A 24754-nucleotide genomic window follows, 5' to 3' on the forward strand; every position below is an offset into this window, starting at 1 on the left:
CGGCGCTGCATGCGCTGGTTCGCTCTCGGGCGATGCACAGTTGGCCGGGGTCAGGGTGAGGCGCGGTGTGTCAGGTCGATGGCGCGGTCACATCGTCCATCGGCAGCGTGGCCAGGAGCGCGGACGCGAGGCGTGACAGTTCGGTCCGTCGGGGCCAGACAGCGCGGAGCGTGCGCTCGATGCTGAAGCCGGGCACGTTGAGTTCAGCCAGCCGTCCGTTGGTGAGGTCATCGGCGACGGCGAGGCGACTGATCACCGTTGGCGACGAACCGTTGACGACCGCAATACGGACCGCCGAGATCGAGCCGAGATCGAGTGCCGACGGAGGCGGGTCATGGCCGTGCGCGGCAAGCAGTGCTTCGAGTGCCGCTCGGGTACCTGAACCGCGTTCGCGCAGAACCAGCGGAGTCGTAGCGAGTTCGGCCAAGTCGACCGATGCGCGGGTGGCCCACGGATGGCGGGCTGACACGACCGGGACCAACTCGTCGTGCGCAACGGCTTGCTGATCGAGGGTTGCTGGCACGTTCTGCGACTCGACGAACCCGAGGTCGACGGCACCCGACGCGAGTCGGTCCAGCACGGCTCGGCTGTTGGTCACCTCGAGCGTCACGGAGTCGGTCGGGCGGTCAGCGAGAAACGTTTCGAGCCATGGCGGAAGGAGGTACTCGGCGATCGTGTAGCTCGCTGCAATGCGCAGGAGGCCGCTCTGCTCGGCTTTCAACGAAGCGACGCTCGCCGCGAGATCGTCGGCCCGGCGCAGGAGGTCGACAGTCCAGTCCGCGACGAGTTGTCCGTCGGGCGTGGGACGCGAGCCGGTCGGCGACCGTTCGAGTAGACGCAACCCGAGCTGGCGTTCGAGCGTGCGGATCCGGCTCGACGCGGACGGTTGTGCCACCCCGTGCGCCTCGGCCGCCCTGGAGACGCTCCCCAGGTCGACCACGGAACGAAACAGGTCAAGCGCGGCAAGGTCCGGAAAATCAAGTGGCAATGGCACATGTTCAGTCTATGAGCAGTCATAGATCAGACCTTTGACCCCACAGGCTGAGTCGGTCTATCGGCGGTTGGTGCTGACGCGGCACAATGGAGTGAGGCCGTCGCTTGACGGCACAACTCGATGATCAACTCACCACAACGAATGGGGGAGCGATGACCCGACTGGGGTTCTTGCTCGACAGTGATTCCTGTATCGGCTGCCACGCCTGCACGATTGCGTGCAAGAGCGAACACGATGTGCCGCTCGGCGTCAACCGGACCTGGGTGAAGTACATCGAGACCGGCAAATTTCCCGACGCGAGTCGACACTTCTCGGTGATGCGGTGCAATCAGTGCGAAGACGCGCCGTGCATGACGATCTGCCCGACGAACGCACTGTTCCGTGCCGACAATGGCGTTGTCGACTTCCAAGACGACAACTGCATCGGCTGCAAGTCGTGCATGAACGCCTGCCCCTACGACGCGCTGTTCATCAACCCGGAAACGAACACCGCGCAGAAGTGCAACTTCTGCAACCACCGCGTCGAGATGAACCTCGAGCCGTCGTGTGTCGTGGTCTGCCCGACCGAGGCGATCAAGGTTGTCGACTTCGACGACCCGGACAATGCGAACACCAAGCTGATTGGCCGCCTTGACGTCGCAGTCCGCTCACCCGAGCAGAACACCGAGCCGAAGGTCTATTACAAGGGCGCTGATCAAGCATCGCTCGACCCGACCCGCACCAAGATCAAACCCGACGGCATGATCTGGGCCGATACCACCGCCAACCACCGGCTCACACCTGAACTCGACAGCCACGGTCACGGCGACCCCGGAATCGTCGCCCGCACGGCGTACACCACAGCCCACAAGACCACGTGGGACAGAATGGTGTCCGGCTACCTGGTCACCAAGGCCATTGCCGGCGGCATCATGATGATGGCCGCGCTGATGATCGTGCTCGGTCATGCTGACGAGCAAGCCGCCGTCGGCGTCGTACCGCCCATCGTTGCGGGCATCATGCTCGCGCTCACCGGCGGGTTGCTCGTTGGCGATCTCAAGCAGCCGAAGCGCTTCTACTACCTGCTGACCAAGTCCAACTTCGACTCATGGCTCGTCAAGGGCGCCTACGTGCTCAGCGCGTTCGCTGCACTATCTGCCGTGTGGTTCCTCCTCGGAGCTGCCGACGCCGGCGACGCGCTCAAGATCGTCGCGATCCCGACGGCCATCCTCGGCGCCGCCACCGCCGGGTACACCGCCTTCCTGTTCGGGCAGTGCGAGGGCCGCGACCTTTGGCAGACTCCGCTGCTCCTCCCGATGCTGCTGGCCCGAGCCGTCATCGCGGGTGCCTCGGCCTACGCAATTCTCGACGTCTTCATGGACATACCTTCGCACCGTGCGGTCTGGTGGGCCCTCCTCGGAGGCGTCCTCGCGATTGCGTTCCTCAGCTGGGTCGAGTTGCAGAGCCACGGGAGTCGCCACGTCGAGATGGCCATCCACGACATGACCAAGGGCGCTCAAAAGGAATGGTTCCAACTCGGCATCATCCTCGGTGTGCTGCTGCCCGCCACTGCGATGATCATCGTGCTCACCAACGGTGACGCGAGCTCGACCAACACCGGCATCGCCGCGTTCGCCGGCGTGCTCGCTCTCATCGGCATGTTCCTGTCCGAAACAGCCTTCGTTCGCGCTGGCCAATCCGTCCCACTCAGCTGAAAGTCACCAACGGTGTCTGGCCCCAATTGTGACTTTGGAGAACCCACATGACTGATCTGCAGAAGTACCCGCCGCACGACAAGTGGCACGATTGGACCGAGCTTGACGCGAAGGCGTGGCCGGACAAGGTCGAACGTAACTACACCCTCGTCCCGACGACCTGCTTCAACTGCGAAGCGGCATGTGGGCTGCTCGCGTACTTCGACAACGAGACCGGCGAGATTGCCAAGATCGAAGGCAACCCCGAGCACCCGGCGAGCCGCGGCCGCAACTGTGCCAAGGGCCCGGCCACGATCAACCAGATCTATGACAACGAGCGGATCATGTTCCCGCTCAAGCAGACCGGTGAACGCGGCAGCGGAGAGTGGGAGCGCATCAGCTGGGATCAGGCGCTGACTGAGATCGGTGGACGCATCCGTACTGCCTTCGAAGAAGACCGCCACAACGAGGTGATGTACCACGTCGGCCGGCCGGGCGAAGACGGCTATGCCGACCGCGTGCTGAAGGCGTGGGGCACCGACGGACACAACAGCCACACCAATATCTGCTCGTCGAACGCACGCATTGGATACCAGAGCTGGATGGGTCACGATCGCCCGTCGAGCGACTTCGCCAACGCCGAGGTCATCTTCCTCATCTCGTCGCATCTCGAAGCAGGCCACTACTTCAACCCGCACGCGCAGCGAATCATCGAAGCTCAGGGCAACGGCGCGACCGTCATCTGTGTCGACCCGCGGCTCAGTAACACCGGATCAAAGGCCGATCACTGGCTGCCCACGTGGCCGGGCACCGAGGCGTTCCTCTGTCTGTCGATCGCGCACCTGCTGCTCGAGAGTGGGAACTGGCAACGCGACTTCGTGCGTCGCTGGGTGAACTGGGAGACCTTCCTCGCCGAGCTGTACCCCGACATGCCCCAGACCTTCGACTCGGTCGAAGCAGCGTTGAAGGATCACTACAGCGAGTACACGCCCGAACGGGCCGAGTACATCACCGGGGTGTCCGCCGACCAGATCCGCGAGATCGCCGCGATCATCGGCAAGCACCCGACCAAGTTCGCCAGCCACAACTGGCGTGCCGCCGGCGCCGGCAACGAGGGCGGCTGGCAAGTCGCTCGCTGCCTCTTTTTCCTCAACGTGCTGACCGGTTCCGTCGGCACCGAGGGCGGCACATCCGGCAACGGCTGGAACAAGTTTGCAGCGCACCAGCCCAAGGGCGCGCCACCCCTGCCGCGCTGGAACGAGCTGAGCTGGCCGCAGGAATTCCCGCTGAGCTATCACGAGATGTCGATCCTGCTCCCGCACTTCCTCAACGAAGGCCGCGGCAAGCTCGACACCTACTTCTCTCGTGTCTACAACCCGATCTGGACCAACCCCGACGGCTTCACCTGGCTCGAGGCGCTGAAGGACCCCGAAAAGGTCAACTGCCACGTCGCGCTCACGCCGACATGGTCCGAGACATCTTGGTTCGCTGACTACGTGCTCCCGATGGGCGTCGGAGCGGAGCGTCACGACGTGTCGTCGTACGAGACTCACGCCGGGCGCTGGATCGGTTTCCGCCAGTCGGTGTTCCGACGGTACGAAGAGATCAAGACCGGCAAGCCGGTCAGCCCGGACGCGCGGAGTCACGAGTTCAACCCGGGCGAAGTCTGGGAAGAGAACGAGTTCTGGATCGACCTGAGCTGGAAGATCGACCCCGATGGCTCGATGGGTATCCGCCAATGGTTCGAGTCCGACGAACGACCGGGCAACCCGATCAGCGTCGACGAGTACTACGGCTACATCTTCGCCGAAGAAGTCCCCGGCCTCGCCGAAGCTGCCGAGGCCGCTGGACAGGTTCCGCTCGAGTACATGCGTGATCGCGGCAGCTTTGCGGTGCCGACGGATCCGTACGTCCCGTACGAGAAACTGGTCAGTGCCGAGGCCGTTGCCGACTGCACGAAGGACGAGCACGGTGTGTTCCGCAAGCCGGGCACGATCGGCACCTTTGATGGCTCCGAAGAGAGCTTCGCCATCACCGAACTCGCGAAGCTCGGCGACGGTTCACCCGCTGTCGAAGTCGACGGCGAGATCAAGGAGGGCTTCCCGACGCCGTCGAAGAAGCTCGAGCTGTTCTCGACGACGTTGAAAGAGTGGGGCTGGCCCGAATATTCGACGCCGAAGTGGATTCCGAGCCATGTGCATTGGGAGAACCTGGACTTGGCGGGAACCGAGCGCATCTTGCTGCCGACGTTCCGCATTCCGACACTCATTCACACTCGTTCCGCGAACTCGAAGTGGCTGAACGAGATCAGTCACCGCCACCCGCTGTGGATTCACCCCGAAGATGCCGAGAAGCTGCACATCGAAGAGAGCGGCCTGGTCCGCATCTCCACCCGCATTGGGCACTTCGTAATTCAGGCGTGGCGGACCGAGGGCATCCGCCCCGGTGTCGTTGCGGCCTCGCACCACATGGGCCGTTGGCGCCTCGACGAGACCGAGGGTCGCAACTGGGCAGCCGGCAAAGCGACGATCGACCAGCAGGGCACGACCTGGACGCTCAAGCGGGAGGGCGCCGACAAGAAGAATATGACGAGTTACGAGTCCTCCGACCCCGACACCGGACGCATCTGGTGGCACGACACGGGTGTGCATCAGAACGCAACGTTCTGTGTGCAGCCCGACCCGATCTCAGGAATGCAGTGCTGGCACCAGCGGGTGCACGTCACCCCGGCAGAAGCCGGCGACGAGTACGGCGACGTCGTGGTCGACACCGCGAAGTCGCGTGAGGCTTACCTCGACTGGATGACCAAGACCCGTCCAGCTGGGACGACCAACGACAGTGGCCTACGTCGTCCGCTCTGGTACGCCCGTCCACTCAAGCCAACACTCGACGCTTACCGCCTGCCGCGGAGCTGAGCAGCATGACCGACCCCTGGTCGGTGACGTCAGTGGGCGTGGCCACGGCGACGATGCGCCCGGTCGGACGGCGTTGCGGGGCCCTGCACCGGTGACTGCGGCGGCCTCCGCCAGATCAGTTCGGGCTGTTTACAGGCCCGCTTTTTGGATGGACCCGTTGCTGGTCCAGTAGGCGTTGAGCGCCCCCTGGATGCGGAAGTACCAAATGAAGTTGCCGATAATTGGAAGCATGAACCACAGGCCCCAGATGGTGGTGATCGGCGGCTCCTTGCCCGCAGTCCGATAGAGCTGCTCAACTTCTCCGGCCATGAGGAACATGGTGACCGGCGAAATCAACAGCGTGATGAACAGGTAGGCGACGCCGCCGAGTCCCTGCCCGGTGCGCTGCTTCAGTTCTTCGCCGTTCTGGTACGACCACACGATCGTCCAAATGCCAAACGTGACGATCGTGAGCAAGATGACCAGGCCTGACGACCGAGGCTTGCCGAGCGGCCCATTGGCCATCCCGCCCGCAGGCTGCATTGATGCAGCCCTGTCGGGTGGAGGCGGGGTGGTGCCGGACGGAGGGGGCGGAAGATCGGCCATGGCGTCACCGTAGCTGCCGAGCTGGGATGCGCTGGGGAACACGAAAGGTGCGCCAGAACCAGTTCAGATCTTGACGAGGAGAACGATGTCCGCCGCCGCGTCAAGGCTGTGCTGATCTGGCTTGCCGGCTGAGGGCTGCTTCGGCTGAGGCGTCGAGGCGAATGCCGAACCAGTCGTACAGCGTGGTGGACCACTCGTCGATGGTGATCGGCTGCTCGGTGGTCTTCCCGTCTCGGATGATCTTGAGCCGATCGGAGGTGAGCGTCACACGATCCGGACCGCGGTCGAGGAGCCGAGTGGCGAACGGCCGCTTGTGCCAGTTCTTGTCGGGGTCGATCTGCATCGATGCCGACACGGCGGCAAAATCCTTGAGGGAGTGCGCGACGCGTTTGAACCGATAGTGCGCCACCGGCACGGCATCGGCGCCGCTTTCGTCCAGCCGCGCCAGCGTGGTGCCCTCCGGGCTGGCGATGAACTCGTATGCGGCGTTCCCGCCGTCCTGGCGTCCGCTGCGGTTCAGTGCCAAGGGGCGAGTGAATGACTCACCAAACCCGACGTCGACGAGATAGGGCTGGTCAACCTGTACCTCGAGCGCCACGTGATCGATCACACGACTTGGTCCGCTGAGGAGGACTGCGGCGCCCAAGAGCGTGACCCGAAACCCCAGCGCTTCGAGCAGCGCAGCGAATGCGCCGTTCACTTCGAAGCACCACCCGCCCCGTCCGCCTTCGACGATCTTGTCGACAGATGTGGTGGCGTCGAGGGCGACACCATCACCGAGGGCAATGTCGAGGTTCTCGAACGGCACAGCAGTCATGTGCAGCTGCTGCAACTCAGTCAACGTCGCCAGGTCGAGCCTCGGCACGCCTCCGTAGCCGAGCCATTCCAGATAGCCAGGGACGTCGATCGGTGAGTCGAGTGTGATCGTCATCACCGTGCAACCTACTGTCGGGGCGATGGACACAGATTTCGTCCTCAACCCCTTCGGGGCCGAGCTCAGCGATCTCGTCGCGATCGCGCGAGCCGCGGACGCAACGGGTGTCGGCGCGGTGTGGGTCAATGATCACTTCAGTGGCGAGATGGTCGGGGCCCCGTGGTCGCGCGACCCCTTCGTATGTCTCGGTGCCATTGGTGTGGTGACCGAGCGTGTCGACATCGGCGTCCTTGTCGCCAACGTCACCAATCGGCATCCGGCGCAACTCGCGAGCGCCATCAACTCCGTGCAGTCGCTGGCGCCCGGCCGAGTTCGGCTCGGCATCGGATCGGGTGCAGCACCGGGATCGAGGTTCGCCTCCGAACACGACATGCTCGAAAAACCACTGCAATCAACCGACGAGCGAGTGCGGCTGCTGCGCGAGTCCATCGGCTCCCTCAACGACATCTGGGCAAACGTGCCCTCCAACCCGTCGACATCGGTGGGTTTCACTGGCCTGTCGGCTGTCGTGGACGGGTCGGTCATGCCGCGGCTCACCGTGGGTGCATCAGCCTGGTCCACGATCGAGGTGGCGATCGACCTGGCCGACGGCGTCAACATCAGGCGGACCAGCAGGCTGCACGAACAACTCGAGCGGTTGCATGCAGCGGAGTTGCCGGCCGGATTCGAGGTCAGTGTGCTCGACATGCGCGCGCCCGGCGCTCCGCTGGGGGTCGTGCCCGACGACCTCGTGGATGCCGGTGTCGACCGATACATCGTCACCGTGTCGCCGGCCGACGATCTCGAAGCCGTCGTGGCGATGGCACGCCGCTGACACTCCAAGAGCACAGCTCACTCGGTGTGGGCGTCTCGTCAGGGTTGGAGCGGTGTCTGATTTCAGCACTCCGTCTGGCTCATCGCTCGGCAGGGAGGGCTGTTCTACGATGCACGAATGTTCGACACGCTCTTCGACCTCCCCGCGCACCCGCTGCTCGTTCATGCGCCGATCGTGCTGCTCCCGATCGCGGCGATTCTGATGGTCGCACTCGTGGCGAAGCCGACGTGGCGTTCGGCAGCAGGCTGGTGGCCACTCGCCCTCGTCGGCGTCACGGTCGTGTTGCTGTTCGGCGCCAAGGAGTCGGGTGAAGCACTCATCGAGGCGTACGACCGAGCCAACGGTGAGGGTGCAGTCGACATCGAGCTGCATGAGAGCCTTGCCGAGACGACCTTCGTGATGACCTTGGTCTGGTTTTTCCTCCTTGCGGGGCTCACCGCGGTCGAGCGTGTGGAAGGTCTGCGCACCGGAGCTGTGGCATCCATTGCCACGAACACACGGGCCCGGCAGGTGCTCGGGGGGCTGGTCGCGGTGATGGGCGTGCTCGCAACGGTCTGGATGATTCGAACCGGCCACGAGGGCGCCAAGTCGGTCTGGGGGCCGCGAGTCGACATCCTCTTCCCCGAGGGCTGAGCCTGCAGACTCCGACAGGCAGAGCGCAGGTCGCCGATTCGGTGCTCAGGTCACGATGACGGGAGTGCCGAGTGTGGCGAACTCCCACATGAATGCTGCGTCGAGATTGTGCTGTCGCTGGCAACCGCCGGACAGCCGTGTGCCGAGTTCGTCGCTGCCCTGATAGGGCGAGTTGTCTTCGACGTGGAGCGGGATCGCATGAAAGCCGATCGCGCCGCGCTCGGTCTTGAGCCAGCGAATCATCTGCGGAAGCCAGGCTTTGCCGTTCCAGGCAGTCGACATGTCTGAACGGCTGTAGACCTCGTGGCTGCCAGGGAGCTCGTTGCTATAGGTCGAACCCGAAACCAACCATGACCGAATGATCACACCGTCATCGCGGACTGCCCAGACGCGTTGGCCAGCACGGTCGTAGACCACGCGTCGACCTGACCCTGAGTTATCGGGCAGTGGCGGAGCGTCGTCGCCGGCCGATGCAACAGGTGAGAGCTCAACGCCCCAGAGGTCTTTGGCACCCGAGGCAGGCGGGGGAGTCCGGGTGACGAGCGATTCTTCGTCGGGCCAGATTGCGAGTGCGAGGGCGGTCTCACGACCGACGACGCCGTCAACGAAGAGATCCTGTGTCGTCTGAAAATCCATCGCGGCGCGCAAGGTTGCGTCTTCGAAGTTGCCATCGATCGTTCCGTTGAAGTGGCCTTCGACGCGCAAGGCATCCTGGAGGCACTCGACGCCTTCACCGGCCGCGCCGAGACGCAACGACAGTGCCCCGATGGTGCAGCCGCCGTCGGCTCGTTCGGGTTCTCCGTTGACGTCGATGCTCTCTTCGACGGTACCGGTCGACTCAACCTCGACTGCTGCGGTGGTGCTTGGCGCTGGGGCCGACTCGATGGCATTGGTGGCGAGTGCAGTGGTGCTTGGGCCGCTGCCTGCGACCAGTGCTCCAACGGTGGCTGCGCCGAGCACGGCGACGCTCGCGACACCGAGTGCGAATTCACGTCGGCGCTGGGCGACGGGCTTGGACTTCCACGCGGGCTCGTCGGGCCGCAATGGCATATCGAATCCGGTCTCCTCCACGACTGCAGATGATAGCGAACGACGCGGCGCGCGATCGGCGTCTTCACCGGATGTTTCGTACATTTCCTCCCGTCGCAGCGGTACTTGGAGCGTGGTCTTCTGCCGGTTCCTCGTCGTGTCGGCGTTCTGCGATGTGGACCGGTTTCACGATGCAGGACAAAATCGGGCTGGAACGGTGGAATGAACCCATCGCGGCGACCTAACATGCGGCGCGTGAAGCTTCGTCGGGGACAGCAGCAGATGACAGCAGACCCCAAGGACGGCCTCGGGCTCCCTCGTTTGACCACGCCGTACGTGCGTGACGGTGGTGAACTGCGGCCAGCAAGCTGGGACGAAGCACTCGATCGAGCAGCTGCTGGTTTCGGCCGGGCACGCGATGCGATCGAGCATGGCAATCTCAACGCATTCGGCATGTTTTCGTGCTCAAAGGCCACCAACGAAGTCAACTATCTCGCCCAGAAGTGGACGCGGGTGGTGATGGGGTCGAACAACATTGACTCCTGCAACCGGACTTGACACGCTCCCTCGGTCGTCGGTCTGGCGACAGTATTCGGGGCCGGAGGCGGCACCGTCTCGTACAAGGAGATTGAAGAAGTCGACGTCGTACTGCTCTGGGGGAGCAACGCCCGAGAAGCGCACCCAATCTTCTTCCATCACCTGATGCAGGGGCTCCGCAACGGCGCAGCGATGTACGCCGTTGATCCGCGACGCACCTCGTCGTCGAAATTTGCCGATGTCTGGCTTGGACTCGACGTCGGTACCGACATCGCCATGGCCAATGCGGTGGCCCGGGAGATCATCCACGCCGGGCTCGTCAATCAAGCTTTCATCGACCATTCGACTGAGGGCTTTGAGGCCTATCGCGACGCTGTCGAGCCGTACACGCTTGAGGTCGCTGCCGAGATCACCGGTGTCCCCGCCGAGGCAATCAAGGAGATGGCGCACGCCTACGCCACGGCCGACAAGGCGCAGATCCTGTGGACCCTCGGGATCACCGAGCATCACAATGCGGTTGACAATGTGCTCTCGCTCTGCAACCTTGCGCTGCTGACCGGCCACGTCGGGACCTGGGGGAGCGGGCTCGTTCCGCTGCGCGGCCAGAACAACGTGCAGGGCGGCGGCGATATGGGCTCGTTGCCCAACAAGTTTCCCGGGTTCCAGGACATCACGAACGACGAACACCGGGCGAAGTTCGAGGCCGTCTATGACGCCGAGTTGAACCCCGAGGACGGCATCCACCTCACCCTCATGTTCGAAGCAATGGGCCGCGGTGACCTCACCGCGGCATTCGTCATCGGTGAGAACCCGGCTGATTCTGAGGCAGACGTCGACCACGCCCGCAGGCTGCTGGCTGGTCTTGATTGTCTTGTCGTTCAGGACATTTTCATGACGCGCACTGCCGAGCTGGCCGATGTCGTGTTTCCCGCGTCGGTGGCCTGGGCAGAGTCGGACGGCACCGTCACGTCCAGTGAACGTCGGGTGCAGCGGACCCGACCGGCCGTCACTCCGCCCGGCGAGGCCCGCCATGACATCGACATCCTGGGCGCACTCGCCGAGCGGATGGGTGTCGACCTGACCGAGCACGGCTGTGCTCTCGAGCCCGAGGCACTGTGGGACGAGTTGCGCTCGCTGTCGCCGATGCACACCGGCATGTCGTATGAGCGCCTCGAGGATGAAGGTGGCCTGCAGTGGCCGTGCCCGAGCCTCGATCATCCGGGTAGTCCATTCCTGCACGGCTGGCTCTGGGAGGCCGATCTCGGTGGTCGTGGTCCCGCGCCGTTCTCGATCGTCGAGCACGAGGGTCCCAACGAGCAGCTCACCACCGAGTTCCCGCTTCGACTCACCACAGGTCGGTCACTGGACTCGTACAACACCGGTGTGCAGAGCAACGGCTTCGATTCGCCCATTCGCTATGGCGATGAGCTCGACATCAATCCGTCCGACGGCCGATCGCTCGGCATCGTCGATGGCGAACGGGTGCAGGTCAGTTCGCCGCGTGGCACCGTCGAGATGTCCGTGCGGTTCCAGCCAGACATCCCGGAGGGGTTGACCTTCACCACGTACCACTTCCCTGCGCTGGTCGACATCAACAAGCTGACCAACGACGCCTGGGACAAGCGGTCCGGCACGTCAGAGTTCAAAGCCGCATCGATTCGCATCGACAAGCTCCGTTTGGACTCGCAGGTCGTCTCGCCTGCCGAGTTGCCGGGCTAGGGGCGACACGCACATGGCCGATCTGCATCTCACGGTCGATACCTCGACCGACGCCGAACGGGCGGCCGTCGACGCGGCGCTCGGCACGGACGCACGGGCCGTCATTCATGAAACCGAACGCCTCGTGCGCGGTGGCATGGCGCGTAAAAACAATCGGCGTCACCTGCTGCTGCCAGGACTCCATGCGCTCCAGGCGGAGATCGGGTGGATCAGTCCAGGTGGGTTGAATTATCTGTGCGATGTGCTGCAGGTCCCGCCGGCTGAGGCCTACGGCGTCGCCACCTTCTACGAGCTCTTCCGCACTGACGACCCGGGACACGCCGAGTCGACCGTGCACGTGTGCATGGATACGTCGTGCCACATCGCTGATGCCGAGGGTTTCGCGCAACGTCTCGAAGCCGAGGGGAAACGCGTGCACCGCGGCCCGTGCCTCGGGCAGTGCGAGCGAGCGCCAGCGCAGTTCGTCCAGGGCCGCGGAGTTCCCGATTCCGTGCCGGCAGATGCCGACCAGATCGCTGCGCCCGGGTCGTTTCTTCCACCACAGTTCGGCACCGAAGGACTCCGCTTACTCGCACGTGTCGGCGTCGTCGACCCGACATCGCTGGCCGCCTACCGAGAGCACGGGGGATACGAGGCGCTGGCCAAGGCCATTGAACTCGGTGGCCAAGCGGTCATCGACGAAGTGCGCGCTGCTGGCTTGACCGGACGTGGCGGCGCAGCCTTCCCCACCGCCATCAAGTGGCAAGGGGTGGCTGATGAGTCGGGTCGCCCGAAGCACGTCATCGCCAATGCTGACGAGTCCGAGCCGGGCACGTTCAAGGATCGGCATCTGATGGAGCACGATCCGTTCGCGCTCATCGAGGGGTTGACCATCGCCGGTCTCGCCGTCGACGCGGAGCACGGCTGGATCTACATCCGCGGTGAGTACCCGTTGTCCACCAACCGCCTCAGCAACGCGATCGACCAGGCTCGAACCGCCGGGCTGCTGGGTGATGACGTCATGGGATCAGGCAAACGGTTCGATATCGAGTTGCGCCGCGGCGCAGGTGCCTACATCTGCGGTGAAGAGACCGCGCTGATGGAGTCCATCGAAGGGTTCCGCGGTGAGCCTCGCAACAAGCCGCCGTTTCCCACGACACACGGCCTTTTCGGTGAACCGACCGCGGTCAACAATCCCGAGACGCTGCTGAACGCGGCGTACATCGTGCTGCACGGTGCAGTTGCCTACCGATCGGTCGGCACCGAGAAGTCGCCGGGAACTCGACTCTTCTGCGTGTCCGGTCACGTCGCGATTCCAGGCGTCTACGAAGTCGCGATGGGGACCACGCTTGGGGACGTCATCGACCTTGCCGGTGGCGCCACGGGCACCACGCGGGCGATCCTGATGGGCGGAGCTGCCGGCAGTTTCATCGCCGCTGACCAACTCGATCTGCCGCTGACGCAAGAGGACACGCGCGAGGCCGGCACCACGCTCGGCTCTGGCGTCATCACGCTGTTCGATGACTCGGTCGGCTTCCAGGCGCTCCTGACGCGAATCACCGAGTTCTTCAAGGGCGAGTCGTGCGGCCAATGCGTCCCGTGTCGCGTCGGCACGACTCGCCAGCACGAGGTGATCGTGGAACTGGGTCGAACCGGGACGCTGCCCGTGGCGCGCGCCACACTGATCGACGACATGGCGTTGGCAATGGCCGATGCGTCGATCTGCGGCCTCGGCCATACCGCTGCCGGTGCTGTGCAGTCAGCCATCCGCCTCGGCTTGATCGGAGCCTCGTCATGAACCCAACCGTTGAGACGGTCACCCAGGTCAGGGTTCGGATCGACGGCGCCGTCGTCGCGGTCGACGAGGGCGCGACGATTCTCGACGCGTGTACGCAACACGGCATCGACACGCCGACGATCTGTTACGCCGAGAACCTCACGCCGGTCAACGCATGCCGCGTCTGTGTTGTCGAAGTCGAAGGCAATCGCACGCTCGTCCCGTCGTGCTCTCGCCCGGCAGAAGACGGCATGGAAATCCAGACTGACTCGGACCGTGTTCGACACAGCCGCAGAATGGTGCTCGAGTTTCTCGGCACGGCAAACGACCTCAGCGAGGCTCCGGAGATCAACGAATGGTCGTCACAGTACGGCGTCGACACGACCCGATATGCCGAGGGCGCCGAGCGATTCGACCAGCCGGTCAAGATCCAAGACAACCTCTACATCCGCGACTACGACAAGTGCGTCCTCTGCTACAAGTGCGTTGACGCATGCGGCGAGGAAGCACAATTCACCTTCGCCATTGCGATGTCGGGTCGCGGTTTCGACAATCGCATCTCGACCGAATTCGATGTCACGCTGCCCGACTCCGCGTGCGTCTACTGCGGTAACTGCATCGGCGTGTGTCCCACCAACGCCCTCCAGTTCAAGACCGAGTTCGACCTCCGCGCAGCGGACAACTGGCGCGAAGACGATCAGTCGGTGACGCGCACGGTGTGTTCGTACTGCGGCGTCGGCTGCAACCTCGAATTGCACGTGCAGGACAACGAGATCGTCAAGGTCACCAGCCCTGCAGACCACGAAGTGACCCACGGCCACCTGTGTATCAAGGGTCGATTCGGCTGGAAGTACGTCTGACCACGTCGTTGCCTCCGAGGGTTCAGCGAGGCTCAGCAGTGGTCGATGTCCCCGAGACGCGCTCGTGCGGTCGTCGCGTCAACACGTCCTTGCCGTATTGCTGCGCTGCTTCGATGAGGCTCAACTGTCGATTGTCGCCGTTGCCGGAGTGGAGCGCCTGGTGGTCAAGCACCTCGATGTACAACTGAGGCCGTTCGAGTTTGCCCGCGACATCGGCGGGCAGCGCAGTGAGCACCGGGTCATACCACTCGGTGAGCCAACGATGCCCCACCTCGCGAAGCGGGAGCCGACCATCGGCGTCGGCTTCGAGTTCTGCTCGGAAGCGGCTGATGTCGTCGAGCAGCCGATGCGCCTGGTGTTCGCGAGCCACGATCCCGGTGAGCTCGACGAGCTCGCGGCGGTGATACCCGCCGACGATGGCCGACGGTCGAAAGACGAACGCGCCGGATCCGCTTGCGTCCGTAATCACGGCTTCACTCACGCCGACTCCGAGATCGTGGAGTCGGTCAAGGCGATTCTCGAGCGCCGCGGGGTCGACCGGGTCGTAGGTGGACGAACCGTGCAGCTCTTCCCAAATGTCGGCGTATGCCGTGCCGATCTGTGGTGCAACCTCGAATGGGTCGACCGAGTCGGGGAGTTCCCCAGCAGCAGCGAGATCGGCCAGTCCGCCGGCAACATTCACGATCGCCACGTCGATATCAGTCTGGCGTTGGCCGGCGGTCATCTGATCGTGGAGTTCGCCGGTCTCTGTGTCGAGGGCGTACGCCGAGAGATGGAGCTCATCACGCCGGAACAGGGCGTTCGACAATGAGCAGTCGCCCCAGTAGAAGCCGGCGGTGTGGAGCCGTGCCAGCAGGGTGGCGATCGATTCGACCAGCGTGGCAGCGACGTCGATGTCGGGCCGTTCACGGAACAACAGCCGAAACGGCAGTGCGTAATGCAGGTAGCGAGTAATCAGCACGGGGTCAGGACCGCCACGCTCGTTGACGAGGGCAACCGCAGCGACGACCGGGAGGCCCCGGTCATTCATGGTCCGCAGTAGGCGGTACTCGCGCTCTGCCAGCCGGTTTGGCAGTTCCTTGAGTGCATAGAACTGGTGGTCATATTGAACGAAGCGGACGACGTGGCGATGCAGCCCGACGGGCAGGTCGGTGATCCGCGGATGGACCCACTGCTCGAGTGGCGTGGCCCAGGGCAGATCGTCAAATCGCGGGTGAGCGGCGGGGTCGAAGAGCCGAATCCTCACGTCTGCAACCTATGACACAGCCGTCCGCTCTGGCGGTACCCGCTGTCGAGGGGTAGACCATCACTATGACGTCGGAGTTGACCACCGGGTTACCCACGCCCGAGCTGGGCCGCGATGCAGCCGCTGCCTTCGTGACCGAGCATTTGGCGCACCTGATCTGTGACGACGTGCGCGGGTCAGACGAGTTTTCGGGTGGGCAGCGCGCGGCAGACAGGGCGCTTGCGGCATTCGACGTCGAGGGATACGCCCGGCACCGCAACGAGGTCCTCCCGGTGTCGCGTCGCGGGGCGTCAGGGCTCTCGCCGTACGTCCGACATGGTCTGCTCACCCTGCGTCAGCTCTGGGATCACGTGGCGGGCGGGCCCGAGCGCGATGTCTCGAAATTCCGCGACGAACTGTTCTGGCAGGAGTTTGCGCGGCATTGGTACTCGCGTCTCGGAACGAAGACTCGTCGGGGCGTCTGCAACGCACTCCCGCCGACGGCGACCGCTGATTTCGACACGGGCTGGGATCGTCGGATGGCGTGCATGGACAACACCGTCGGGGAGTTGTTGAACGACGGGTGGATGGTGAACCAGGCACGGATGTGGTTGGCGAGCCACTGGGCCGTCCGGGAGGGATTGTCCTGGCAGGAAGGTGAGGATCATTTCTTCCGGCACCTCCTTGACGGTTCGAGGGCCGCGAACCGGCTCGGTTGGCAATGGACGACCGGTGTCGGTGCGTCGAAGCACTATGGCTTCAGTCGCTATCAGGTCGAAAAGCGTGCCGGCGCGCTGTGCAATCTCTGCGAGCTGAATCGGTGGTGTCCGATCGAAGACTGGCCGCCGAACCCAGCCCTTGAACCGATCTCGGAACCGGTTGAGCTGCGTCGCGACCCCCATGGCATTCGAACATCTGGACCCAAGCATGTCGTCGAGTCGCGACTCGCTGACACGGTCTGGCTGACTGCGGAATCGTTGGGCGTCGGCGATCCGGCACTGGCTGCTCGGCCAGGTCTCCCCGCGGTGTTCGTCTTCGACGAACGACTGCTTGCCGGCTTGCGGCTGAGCTCGAAGCGACTCATCTTCCTTGTCGAGACGCTCGCAGAGCTGTCCAGCACCACCACGGTGGAACTCCACCTTGGCGATCCGGTCGCTGTTCTGCAGGATCGTGCGGTGGCAGTGACCTTTGCACCGGTCCCGGGATTCAGGTCGCGCGCCGAGGCGATCGTGCCGGCCGAGACGCATCCGTGGCCCTGGTTGGCCGCGCCGCGCAACGGCCCGATCAGCAGCTTCAGCGCCTGGCGAAAATCCGTCAGACTGCACCGCTGACGCACGCGCCTTCGGCTCGGCGGGCCGCATCGGCCAGACTGCTGCGATGGATTTTGATCTTCCCGCCGACGATCATCCGGCACGTCTCGCCGTCCGGGCATGGATTGCGGCCAACCCCAACCCAACCGGCAAAGAGATGGCTGAGGCCGGCTATGTGGTGCCGCACTGGCCAGCGCCCTACGGTCTTGAGGCGAGCCCGATTGAGCAGATTGTCATCGACGACGAGCTTGACCGGGCGGGCATCCGCCGACCGGGCAACGCCATCGGGATCGGCTGGGCAGCGCCAACGATCTTGCTTGCCGGCACCCAGGAACAGCAGGACCGGTATTTGCCAAAGATCTTCAGTGGCGAGGAGTTCTGGAGCCAGCTGTTCTCCGAGACCGAGGCAGGGAGCGACCTGGCAAACCTCGCGACGACGGCTGTACGCGACGGCGATGAGTACGTGATCAACGGCTCGAAGATCTGGTCGAGCGGGGCACATCACTCTCAGTTCGGCATCCTCATTGCTCGCACGGATCCTGACCAGCCGAAACACAAGGGCATCTCGTATTTCATCTGCCCAATGGACACGCCGGGTCTTTCGATGAGCCCGATCGTCGACATGACCACGGCTCACTCGTTCAATCAGGTGTTCTTCGACGATATGCGTTTGCCGGTGTCGCTGCGCGTCGGTGAGGAAGGCGACGGTTGGCGGCTCGCGAAGGTCACGCTGTCGAACGAACGAGTGTCGTTGTCGTCGTCAGGATCGCTGTGGGGTGTCGGTCCGTCGGCAGAACAGCTCCTCGATCAAGTCCGTGAGAACGGCGGCATCGATGATCCGAGTCTCCGCGACGAGGCAGCCAAGTTGCACATCGATGCCGAGCTCCTTCGCCTCAATCGCCTGCGCAGCCTCAGTGCCACACTCAACGGCAAGACACCGGGCCCTGAAGCATCGATTCTGAAGATCATGGCCGACGAGCACGGCCAGAAGGTGATGTCTTTGGCGAAAGCCTTGGCGGGAACCGATGGCATGCTCGCCGGGTCCGGCCCGGCCGGTCGATTGCCGACCTCGATGAGTGGGGGCCCGACCGAGAACAACCTCGGTGGTTTGAACGGTTTCGACGGTGTCGATCCGATCTGGCACTACGGCTACTTGTTCCACCCGGCGCTGACCCTCGGCGGCGGCACGTTCGCAGTGCAGCGGAACATCGTTGCCGAGCACGTTCTCGGTCTGCCACGTGAGATCAACGCCGAGCAAGGCCTGACGTGGTCCGAGGCCCGCCGCCCAGGCGTGTTGTAGCCCGCCGCCCAGGCGTGTTGTAGCCCGCCGCCCAGGCAGGAATCGTCGATACCGACAGGAAAACGCGGGCGCGATGGCGCGGACGTCGCTAGGTTCGGCGAACGTGAACGACACACAACTCGGATTCGGTATCGACATCGGCGGCAGTGGCATGAAAGCCGCGATTGTCGACCTCACGACTGGCGAACTCGTCTCCGACCGGTTCCGGATCGACACGCCGCAGCCCGCAACACCTGATGCAATGGCAGAGGTGCTCTGTGAGTTGATTGCGCACCATGAGTGGAGCGGCCCGCTCGGGGTTGCGTTCCCCGCCGTTGTCCGTCAGGGAGTCGTCGGCTCGGCTGCCAACATCGACAAGAGCTGGATCGACGTCGACGCTGACGCGCTGTTCAGCGCAGCGAGCGGGTGCGATGTGCACATGCTCAACGATGCCGATGCTGCAGGAATTGCCGAGATGCAGTTCGGGGTCGGAGCACTCGCTGACGGCTCGCCGCGTCCCGGCGTCGTGATGATGCTGACGTTCGGCACCGGTATTGGATCAGGTCTGTTCGTCGACGGCGTTCTTGTGCCGAACACCGAACTCGGCCACCTCGAACTCGATGGCTATGACGCCGAATCGAAGGCGTCAGCAAAGGCTCGTGAACGTGAGGAACTCAGCTGGAAAGACTGGGCGTCTCGCGTGGAGCACTACCTCAGCCATGTCGAAGCGCTCTTCTCTCCCGACCTGTTCATCGTCGGCGGTGGCGCAAGCAAGAAGCCCGACAAATGGCTGCCGTACATCGACATCGCGACGCCGGTGCTACCAGCCGAAATGGCCAACAACAGTGGCATCGTGGGCGCCGCGCTGGCAGCGCATGATCGCCCCTGAGCTCACTTCGTCGTGACTGAATCCGGCGACTTCGAGGCGTTGCGGCCTTGCAAGCCGATGACTGTCAGCGTGATGGCCGTCAACGGCACAACGAAGAACAGCATCACATTGCTGTAGTCGTCGCGGATGGCGTGCTCGCTCGCATCGAGGATCAGCCAGGTGATGTACCCGACGTAAAACGCAAAGAACATTGCGCCTTCCCACCGCCTGAGCACGTGGCCGTTGACAAAGATCGGCAGACAGGCGACCGCGACAACGATCATGACGGGAATGTCGACTTGGAGAGCGCTCAACGCAACAGGGATCGGGTTCGGTGCAATCGAGGCCGTGATGCCGAGTACGGCGAGCAAGTTGAACAGGTTCGAGCCGATGGCGTTGCCGACGGCCAGGTCGCGCTCGCCACGCAGTGCTGCGAGAACCGACGTTGCGACCTCTGGCAGCGACGTTCCGATCGCCACGACGGTGAGGCCGATGACGAGATCACTCACGCCCAGATCAGTCGCGATATCCGTGGCGCCGCCGACGAGCGCCTGCGACCCGGCGACGAGCAGTACAAGGCCCCCAAGGAGGAACCCGACGTCGATCCACGGCGAGGCTTGTTGCAGTGCCTCGGGGTTGACGACGTCATCGATCTCGCTCGAGATTGATTCCGGTTGGCGTCGAGCGGCAATCACGGTCCACGTCAAGTACACGACCAGCGCTCCGACGAGGACAAATCCTTCGGTTCGACCGATTTGCTCGTCGAGCCCCATCAGCAACACGAGTATTGAACCGCCGATCATGATCGGCACGTCGATGCGAACAATGCGCGCAGCGACGACGAGCGAGCCGCCAATTGCGGCAGAGACACCAAGCGCCAAGAGAATGTTGGCGATGTTCGACCCGACGACATTGCCCAGCGCAAGGGCGCCCGCATCTTCACTACCGCGAGCCACATCGCCAACGCTGACCGCAAGCTCAGGTGCGCTCGTGCCGAACGCGACAACGGTGAGGCCGATGACCACGCTCGACATGCCGGTACGGGCGGCGAGCCGAGCCGCACCACGGACGAGCCCTTCGGCTCCGACGACCAGGCCGGCGATACCGACGACGAGGAAGACGAGGGACGTGACGGTCATGGCGTTTTGAGGATAGGAGCCGGAATCGTCAATTGGCGGGTCCCGGCGGGTCGCCTCCCGATTGCCGGCGCCACGTACGAACTTGGTCTTGCACTCGGCCCCGCACGTCGATGCCGAAGTCCTTCGGAGCGTTCACGACACCGGCGCGTTCGGCAACAATCTCATTCAGTTCAGCGCCGACCAGGAAGACCAGGCAGGCGATCCACAACCAGGTCAGAGCGAGCAGGGCCGTGCCGGCGGCGCCGACGATTTCGTTGCCGGACCCGGCGACGCGCACGTAGAAGCCGAAGCCGAGCGAGACGACCAGCCATCCGACCGCCGTGAGGACAGCGCCGGGCAGGTCGTACCGCCACGGCGTGTGGTGATGTGGCCCGACATGGAACAGTGTTGCCGCCCACGCGATCAAAATGACGAGCGCGATGCCTGCTCGAACCACGCCAGGCACGCCAGCATCGCGGAGCGAGACCCACAACAATGTCGTGAGCGCAATCGTGGCAATGGTGCCGATTGCCATCGCAATCGCCGTGGCCCGCAGCCGGATGAAGCGACGCCCCTCCTCGATGTCGTACGCAATGTCAAGGGCTCGGATCAGGCCAGCGAACCCGCGCGACAACGTGAAGACGGCGATGGCGACAGAGAGGCTCAAGACGGCCGGTCGGGTCTGATCGAACAGTCCGTCGACAGCCGCCCGGATGGTTTCTGACTCGGTGGTGAAGGTGCGGTCGATGAATTCATTGATCGAGGCCTGGAGGTCGGCGGTGAGGCCGTCACCGAGCAGGGAGACCGATGACAACACGGCGAGCAGGGCCGCAGGCACGCTGAGGATGAGCCAGAAAGCCACACCCGCCGCAGCGTCGAACAAGTCGTCGTCGTGAAGTTCTTGCCACATCCGTTTGACGACGCCCAGCAACTCGGCTCGACGCGATGTCGGCGCGGCGCCGGGTTGCGGCGGCGCGCCGATGTGGTTCCCGTCAGTCTCGGTGGGGGATGGCGAATCGGTACTCAGGTCGGCCACTGTTGCATGCGGTCGGCGAGGTTGGAGCGATAGGCGGCAGCGCGTCGCAGCTTGAGGTCTTCGTAGCCGCGCACCTGGTCGGGAAGTGCTGCAATTTCTGTTGCGGCCTCCACGTTGGTGGCATCGAGCTGCTGGGCGAGCCGTGTGACGGCTGCGATGTACTCGGGAATCATCGCGCGCTCGACCTTGCGGACCTCGGCCCACCTGAACGGATCTGCCACGGTGCCGCGGAGTCGTTTGCCGGCACGCAGTGCCCGGAGGGCGGGCGCTGCACTGCGCTGCAGCTTGAGCTTGCGGTCCATGCCAAGCGCACGGAGCATCGGCGGATGAAGGTGATAGGTGACCGTGGTCTTCGGACCGCCCACCGCCCGGTAGTTGGCGTTGGCTTCGTCGGCGAGCAAAAGTCGGGCGACTTCGTATTCGTCCTTGTAGGCCATCAGCTTGTGGAGGTGGATCGCCACCGCCCGGGTGAACTGGTCACCGTCGATGGCACGCTCTGCATCGGCGGCTGCACCCACGATGTTGCGGTAGTGGTCAGCAAGAGCAGCCGAATCGAAGTCGATCAGGTCGCTCGCGAGTCGTTCGACTAACTCGTCGGTCGTCTCCGGAGCCACTCGAATGGGCAGATCCGCGGCCCGCTCGACGCCTGTGGGATCGGCAATCCACGCACGGCCCCATCGGAACGCTGCGAGGTTGGTCTCGACAGCGACGCCGTTCAGGCCGATCGCCTGCTCCATGGCGGCCACGGGGATTGGCACGGCACCTGATTGCACCGCGGCGCCGAGCACCAAAATGTTTGCAGTGGTCGTCGAGCCGAGCAACCCGTCGGCCAATGCGGCGGCGTCGAGGAATCGATTCTCTTTGCCCCGTGTCACGGCGCCGACCCGATCGGTGAGTTCAGCCCCCGTGGGCAACTGCAATGTCGGATCGGTGACCATCGAACCGGTCGGCACGGCATCGGTCGACGCGATCATCACCGTTCGATCAGCTCGCGCCCCGTTGAGGTTTGCATCGCGGGCCCCGACGAGCAGATCGAACGCCAGAATCGTATCGACCCCCGAGGCGTTGGCGTGGTTCGAGGGTGTGGCGCCATCGGTGGTGATGCAGACGTCGCTCACCACGGGTCCGGCCTTCTGTGAGAGGCCGGTTTGATCGAGACCGCGCACGTTGCGGTCGGCGAGCATCGCCGCAGTTCCAAGTATCTGGCTGACGGTAATGACGCCGGTCCCGCCGATGCCGGTGAGGCGGACGGTGAAGTGATCGGGATCGACGAGAGGCGGCGCTGGTTCAGCGAGGTCAGCGGGCGGTGCCGGCAGAGCTCGGGCTCCGGTCTTCGATCCGGCGTCGTCCACCGTCACCGTCGCAAACGACGGGCAGTCACCTTGCATGCAGGACAGATCGAAGTTGCAGCTGGTCTGGTGAATCCGGGTCTTGCGGCCGTATGGCGTGTCCGCTGGTTGGACGGACAGGCAGTTGCTCACGTCGCCACAATCGCCGCAGCCTTCACACACGCGCTCGTTGATCACCACGCGGAATCCCGGCTTTGTCACGGTGCCACGTGACCGGCCTCGACGCTGCTCTGCGGCGCATGCTTGATCATGGATGAGCACGGTGACACCGCTGACGGCTGCGAGTACTTCCTGGGCCTCGCCGAGCCGGCTGCGGTCCCACAGTTTGACTCCCGCTGGGAAGTCCGACTGGTGATGGCGATCCGGGTCGTCGCTGGTGACGATGATCTGCTTCACGCCTTCTACCGCCAGCAGCTGAGCGACGTCAGGAACCGACATCTGACCCTCAGGGTCCTGCCCGCCGGTCATGGCGACCGTGCCGTTGTAGAGGAGCTTGTAGGTGATGTCGACGTCAGCCGCGATTGCCGCGCGGACAGCGAGTGAGCCCGAGTGGAAGAAGGTGCCGTCGCCGAGGTTCTGGATGAGATGGTCGCGTTCGATGAATGGCGAGATGCCGATCCACTGCGCGCCCTCGCCGCCCATCTGTGTCAAGCCAACGATGTCGCCCACGCGCTCGGGGTCCATAAAGGCAACCATCGCGTGGCAACCGATTCCGCCCCCGACCAGCGTGCCCGGCTCAGCCCGTGTGCTCGCGTTGTGGGGACAACCCGAGCAGTAGAACGGTGTGCGATTAACGGCGAGTGGAATCAGTTCCCGCTTCGGTGGAATGATCTCGTCGAGCGGACGCATTCGGTCCCCGAGGCGGGCGGACAGACGCTGATGCAGCGGCGCGAGCAGCTTGTCGACGTCGAGTGTGCCGAAGCCGTTGAACAACACGGCGCCGTGCTCATCGTGGCGGCCGATGACGCGTGGACCGACGCGGCCGGAGCGCAGTGAACCGTCGTACAGCGAGCTCTTGATCAATCCCTCCAGAGTCGGGTTCTTTTCCTCGACGACGAGCACTTCCTCGAGACCATCAGCAAAGTCACGGACCTGGTCCGGATCGAGGGGAACCGGCATGAGGAGTTGGAACAGCCGGACACCAGCGGCGCGTAGTGCCTCGTCGGTGCCGAATCCAAGGACGGCCAGCGCCTCGCGAACCTCGTGGTACGTGCTCCCACAGGCAGCGATACCAACCCAGTCATCACTGCTGCGCACGCTGACCGTGTTGAGGTGGTTGTCCACGCCGTACTGGCGTGCAAGTTGTGTTCGCACCTGCTGGAACTCGATCTCCATGTCGAGGGTGTACGGCGTGAGCAGCCGGCCGTTCGGAGTCGGGACAAATGGCACGCCGTTGACGTTGACCACCGGAGCGGTCGGGCGTACCCGGTCGGGGGCCACGTCGATGGTGCCCGTGCCGTCGGCAACTGCCGTCACCAGTTTGAGCCCGGCCCACAGGCCGCATGAACGTGACAGTGTAACGGCGTGACGGCTCAAGTCGAGAGCCTCCTGAACGTCGCCGGGAAAGAGGATTGGCATGTGCAGATCGACCATCGTGGCGTCGCTCGACGACGGCACGGTCGACGACTTGGCAGCGGGATCGTCGCCCACCACTGCCACGACGCCGCCGTGCTGTGACGTTCCAGCGAACACGGCGTGGCGAATGGCATCGCTGCTTCGATCGAAACCGGGCCCCTTGCCGTACCAGATCCCGACGACGCCGTCGTACTTCGCGTCGTCGAGCGTCATGGCGAGTTGGCTGCCCATCACGGAGGTGGCTGCGAGTTCTTCGTTGACCCCAGGCTGGACGACGATCGGAAGGTCAGGCACCGTGGCGTGGGCGCGGCGCAGTTCTTCGGTGAACGTGCCGACTGGCGAACCTTGATAACCGGATGCGAAGGCCGCGGTGGTCAAACCGAGCCGCCGGTCGATGCGGAGCTGGTCGATGGGAAGGCGTGCAATTGCTTGCACGCCGGACAAGAAGACGCGGCCTGTCTCGAGTCGGAACTTGTCGGCGAGCTGGTAGTCGGCCATCTGCTGCGTCATCGCGCTGGAATCTCGATCATTCGCCATCCTCCTGT

18 protein-coding genes are annotated in these 24754 nt (G+C 64.1%); 10 read left to right on the forward strand and 8 right to left on the reverse strand.

Annotated features, from left to right (window positions below; genetic code table 11):
* Nucleotides 1-70: 70 nt before the first annotated feature.
* The gene (locus ACH2DW_RS05780) at nt 71-994 is read right to left on the reverse strand and encodes a LysR family transcriptional regulator (RefSeq protein WP_394928770.1); all 924 of its coding nucleotides are present in this window, start codon (nt 992-994) and stop codon (nt 71-73) included.
* 152 nt (nt 995-1146) lie between these two features.
* On the opposite strand from ACH2DW_RS05780, the gene ACH2DW_RS05785 reads away from it, so the two are divergent.
* Both ACH2DW_RS05785 and ACH2DW_RS05790 read left to right on the forward strand, forming a co-directional pair.
* Complete coding sequence (locus ACH2DW_RS05785) at nt 1147-2688, forward strand: 4Fe-4S dicluster domain-containing protein (RefSeq protein WP_394928771.1); 1542 nt, start codon at nt 1147-1149, stop codon at nt 2686-2688.
* Nucleotides 2689-2735: 47 nt separating this feature from the next.
* Nucleotides 2736-5582 carry a molybdopterin-dependent oxidoreductase gene (locus ACH2DW_RS05790; RefSeq protein ID WP_394928772.1) on the forward strand — a complete coding sequence of 949 codons (2847 nt, stop codon included), beginning with the start codon at nt 2736-2738 and terminating at the stop codon, nt 5580-5582.
* A gap of 129 nt (nt 5583-5711) precedes the next feature.
* Here the strand turns inward: ACH2DW_RS05790 and ACH2DW_RS05795 are convergent, their stop codons facing one another.
* Nucleotides 5712-6167: a DUF4234 domain-containing protein gene (locus ACH2DW_RS05795; protein WP_394928773.1), complete on the reverse strand. Its 456-nt coding sequence runs from the start codon at nt 6165-6167 to the stop codon at nt 5712-5714.
* Nucleotides 6168-6267: 100 nt separating this feature from the next.
* Nucleotides 6268-7098 (reverse strand): arylamine N-acetyltransferase, encoded by an 831-nt coding sequence (locus ACH2DW_RS05800; RefSeq protein ID WP_394928774.1) that lies wholly within the window; start codon nt 7096-7098, stop codon nt 6268-6270.
* Nucleotides 7099-7123: 25 nt separating this feature from the next.
* Between ACH2DW_RS05800 and ACH2DW_RS05805 the strand changes: the two genes are divergently transcribed.
* On the forward strand, nt 7124-7915 hold the full coding sequence (locus ACH2DW_RS05805) for an LLM class flavin-dependent oxidoreductase (protein ID WP_394928775.1): 792 nt from the start codon (nt 7124-7126) through the stop codon (nt 7913-7915).
* Between the two features lie 117 nt (nt 7916-8032).
* Complete coding sequence (locus ACH2DW_RS05810) at nt 8033-8548, forward strand: DUF2231 domain-containing protein (RefSeq protein WP_394928776.1); 516 nt, start codon at nt 8033-8035, stop codon at nt 8546-8548.
* A 45-nt stretch (nt 8549-8593) separates the two neighbouring features.
* Here the strand turns inward: ACH2DW_RS05810 and ACH2DW_RS05815 are convergent, their stop codons facing one another.
* The gene (locus tag ACH2DW_RS05815) at nt 8594-9619 is read right to left on the reverse strand and encodes a L,D-transpeptidase family protein (RefSeq protein WP_394928777.1); all 1026 of its coding nucleotides are present in this window, start codon (nt 9617-9619) and stop codon (nt 8594-8596) included.
* A gap of 240 nt (nt 9620-9859) precedes the next feature.
* Between ACH2DW_RS05815 and ACH2DW_RS05820 the strand changes: the two genes are divergently transcribed.
* The 3 genes from ACH2DW_RS05820 to ACH2DW_RS05830 are packed head-to-tail and all read left to right on the forward strand — an operon-like array spanning nt 9860 to nt 14449.
* Nucleotides 9860-11833, forward strand: coding sequence for a molybdopterin oxidoreductase family protein (locus tag ACH2DW_RS05820; RefSeq protein ID WP_394928817.1), 1974 nt, complete (start codon nt 9860-9862; stop codon nt 11831-11833).
* Between the two features lie 13 nt (nt 11834-11846).
* Nucleotides 11847-13610 carry an NAD(P)H-dependent oxidoreductase subunit E gene (locus ACH2DW_RS05825; protein ID WP_394928778.1) on the forward strand — a complete coding sequence of 588 codons (1764 nt, stop codon included), beginning with the start codon at nt 11847-11849 and terminating at the stop codon, nt 13608-13610.
* Nucleotides 13607-14449 (forward strand): 2Fe-2S iron-sulfur cluster-binding protein, encoded by an 843-nt coding sequence (locus ACH2DW_RS05830; RefSeq protein WP_394928779.1) that lies wholly within the window; start codon nt 13607-13609, stop codon nt 14447-14449. Before ACH2DW_RS05825 ends, ACH2DW_RS05830 begins: the two co-directional genes overlap by 4 nt.
* Before the next feature lie 22 nt (nt 14450-14471).
* Here the strand turns inward: ACH2DW_RS05830 and ACH2DW_RS05835 are convergent, their stop codons facing one another.
* Nucleotides 14472-15695 (reverse strand): DUF4032 domain-containing protein, encoded by a 1224-nt coding sequence (locus tag ACH2DW_RS05835; protein WP_394928780.1) that lies wholly within the window; start codon nt 15693-15695, stop codon nt 14472-14474.
* 65 nt (nt 15696-15760) lie between these two features.
* On the opposite strand from ACH2DW_RS05835, the gene ACH2DW_RS05840 reads away from it, so the two are divergent.
* The 3 genes from ACH2DW_RS05840 (at nt 15761) to ppgK (ending at nt 19152) form a co-directional block, all read left to right on the forward strand.
* Nucleotides 15761-17005, forward strand: a complete 1245-nt coding sequence (locus ACH2DW_RS05840; RefSeq protein ID WP_394928781.1) for an FAD-binding domain-containing protein — start codon at nt 15761-15763, stop codon at nt 17003-17005.
* Between the two features lie 46 nt (nt 17006-17051).
* On the forward strand, nt 17052-18284 hold the full coding sequence (locus ACH2DW_RS05845) for an acyl-CoA dehydrogenase family protein (RefSeq protein ID WP_394928782.1): 1233 nt from the start codon (nt 17052-17054) through the stop codon (nt 18282-18284).
* A 73-nt stretch (nt 18285-18357) separates the two neighbouring features.
* On the forward strand, nt 18358-19152 hold the full coding sequence (gene ppgK, locus ACH2DW_RS05850) for a polyphosphate--glucose phosphotransferase (protein ID WP_394928783.1): 795 nt from the start codon (nt 18358-18360) through the stop codon (nt 19150-19152).
* 2 nt (nt 19153-19154) lie between these two features.
* On the opposite strand, the gene ACH2DW_RS05855 is transcribed toward ppgK, so the two are convergent.
* The 3 genes from ACH2DW_RS05855 to ACH2DW_RS05865 are packed head-to-tail and all read right to left on the reverse strand — an operon-like array spanning nt 19155 to nt 24719.
* Nucleotides 19155-20270, reverse strand: coding sequence for a calcium/sodium antiporter (locus ACH2DW_RS05855; protein ID WP_394928784.1), 1116 nt, complete (start codon nt 20268-20270; stop codon nt 19155-19157).
* Between the two features lie 28 nt (nt 20271-20298).
* Nucleotides 20299-21285: a YihY/virulence factor BrkB family protein gene (locus ACH2DW_RS05860; RefSeq protein WP_394928785.1), complete on the reverse strand. Its 987-nt coding sequence runs from the start codon at nt 21283-21285 to the stop codon at nt 20299-20301.
* A complete protein-coding gene (locus ACH2DW_RS05865) occupies nt 21273-24719 on the reverse strand; it encodes an indolepyruvate ferredoxin oxidoreductase family protein (protein WP_394928786.1) in 3447 nt (1148 codons plus the stop codon). The genes ACH2DW_RS05860 and ACH2DW_RS05865 overlap by 13 nt, the downstream gene beginning before the upstream one ends.
* Between the last annotated feature and the right edge of the window lie 35 nt (nt 24720-24754).

It is taken from the genome of uncultured Ilumatobacter sp., assembly GCF_963980585.1.
Classification (GTDB): Bacteria; Actinomycetota; Acidimicrobiia; order Acidimicrobiales; family Ilumatobacteraceae; genus Ilumatobacter_A.

Coding starts and splice junctions, on each gene's coding strand:
- ACH2DW_RS05810 (WP_394928776.1), top strand. CDS start 8,033: ATGTTCGACACGCTCTTCGACCTCCCCGCGCACCCGCTGCTCGTTCAT.
- ACH2DW_RS05805 (WP_394928775.1), top strand. CDS start 7,124: ATGGACACAGATTTCGTCCTCAACCCCTTCGGGGCCGAGCTCAGCGAT.
- ACH2DW_RS05790 (WP_394928772.1), top strand. CDS start 2,736: ATGACTGATCTGCAGAAGTACCCGCCGCACGACAAGTGGCACGATTGG.
- ACH2DW_RS05845 (WP_394928782.1), top strand. CDS start 17,052: ATGGATTTTGATCTTCCCGCCGACGATCATCCGGCACGTCTCGCCGTC.
- ACH2DW_RS05830 (WP_394928779.1), top strand. CDS start 13,607: ATGAACCCAACCGTTGAGACGGTCACCCAGGTCAGGGTTCGGATCGAC.
- ACH2DW_RS05785 (WP_394928771.1), top strand. CDS start 1,147: ATGACCCGACTGGGGTTCTTGCTCGACAGTGATTCCTGTATCGGCTGC.
- ACH2DW_RS05825 (WP_394928778.1), top strand. CDS start 11,847: ATGGCCGATCTGCATCTCACGGTCGATACCTCGACCGACGCCGAACGG.
- ACH2DW_RS05800 (WP_394928774.1), bottom strand. CDS start 7,098: ATGACGATCACACTCGACTCACCGATCGACGTCCCTGGCTATCTGGAA.
- ACH2DW_RS05795 (WP_394928773.1), bottom strand. CDS start 6,167: ATGGCCGATCTTCCGCCCCCTCCGTCCGGCACCACCCCGCCTCCACCC.
- ACH2DW_RS05840 (WP_394928781.1), top strand. CDS start 15,761: ATGACGTCGGAGTTGACCACCGGGTTACCCACGCCCGAGCTGGGCCGC.
- ACH2DW_RS05865 (WP_394928786.1), bottom strand. CDS start 24,719: ATGACGCAGCAGATGGCCGACTACCAGCTCGCCGACAAGTTCCGACTC.
- ACH2DW_RS05855 (WP_394928784.1), bottom strand. CDS start 20,270: ATGACCGTCACGTCCCTCGTCTTCCTCGTCGTCGGTATCGCCGGCCTG.
- ppgK (WP_394928783.1), top strand. CDS start 18,358: ATGGCGCGGACGTCGCTAGGTTCGGCGAACGTGAACGACACACAACTC.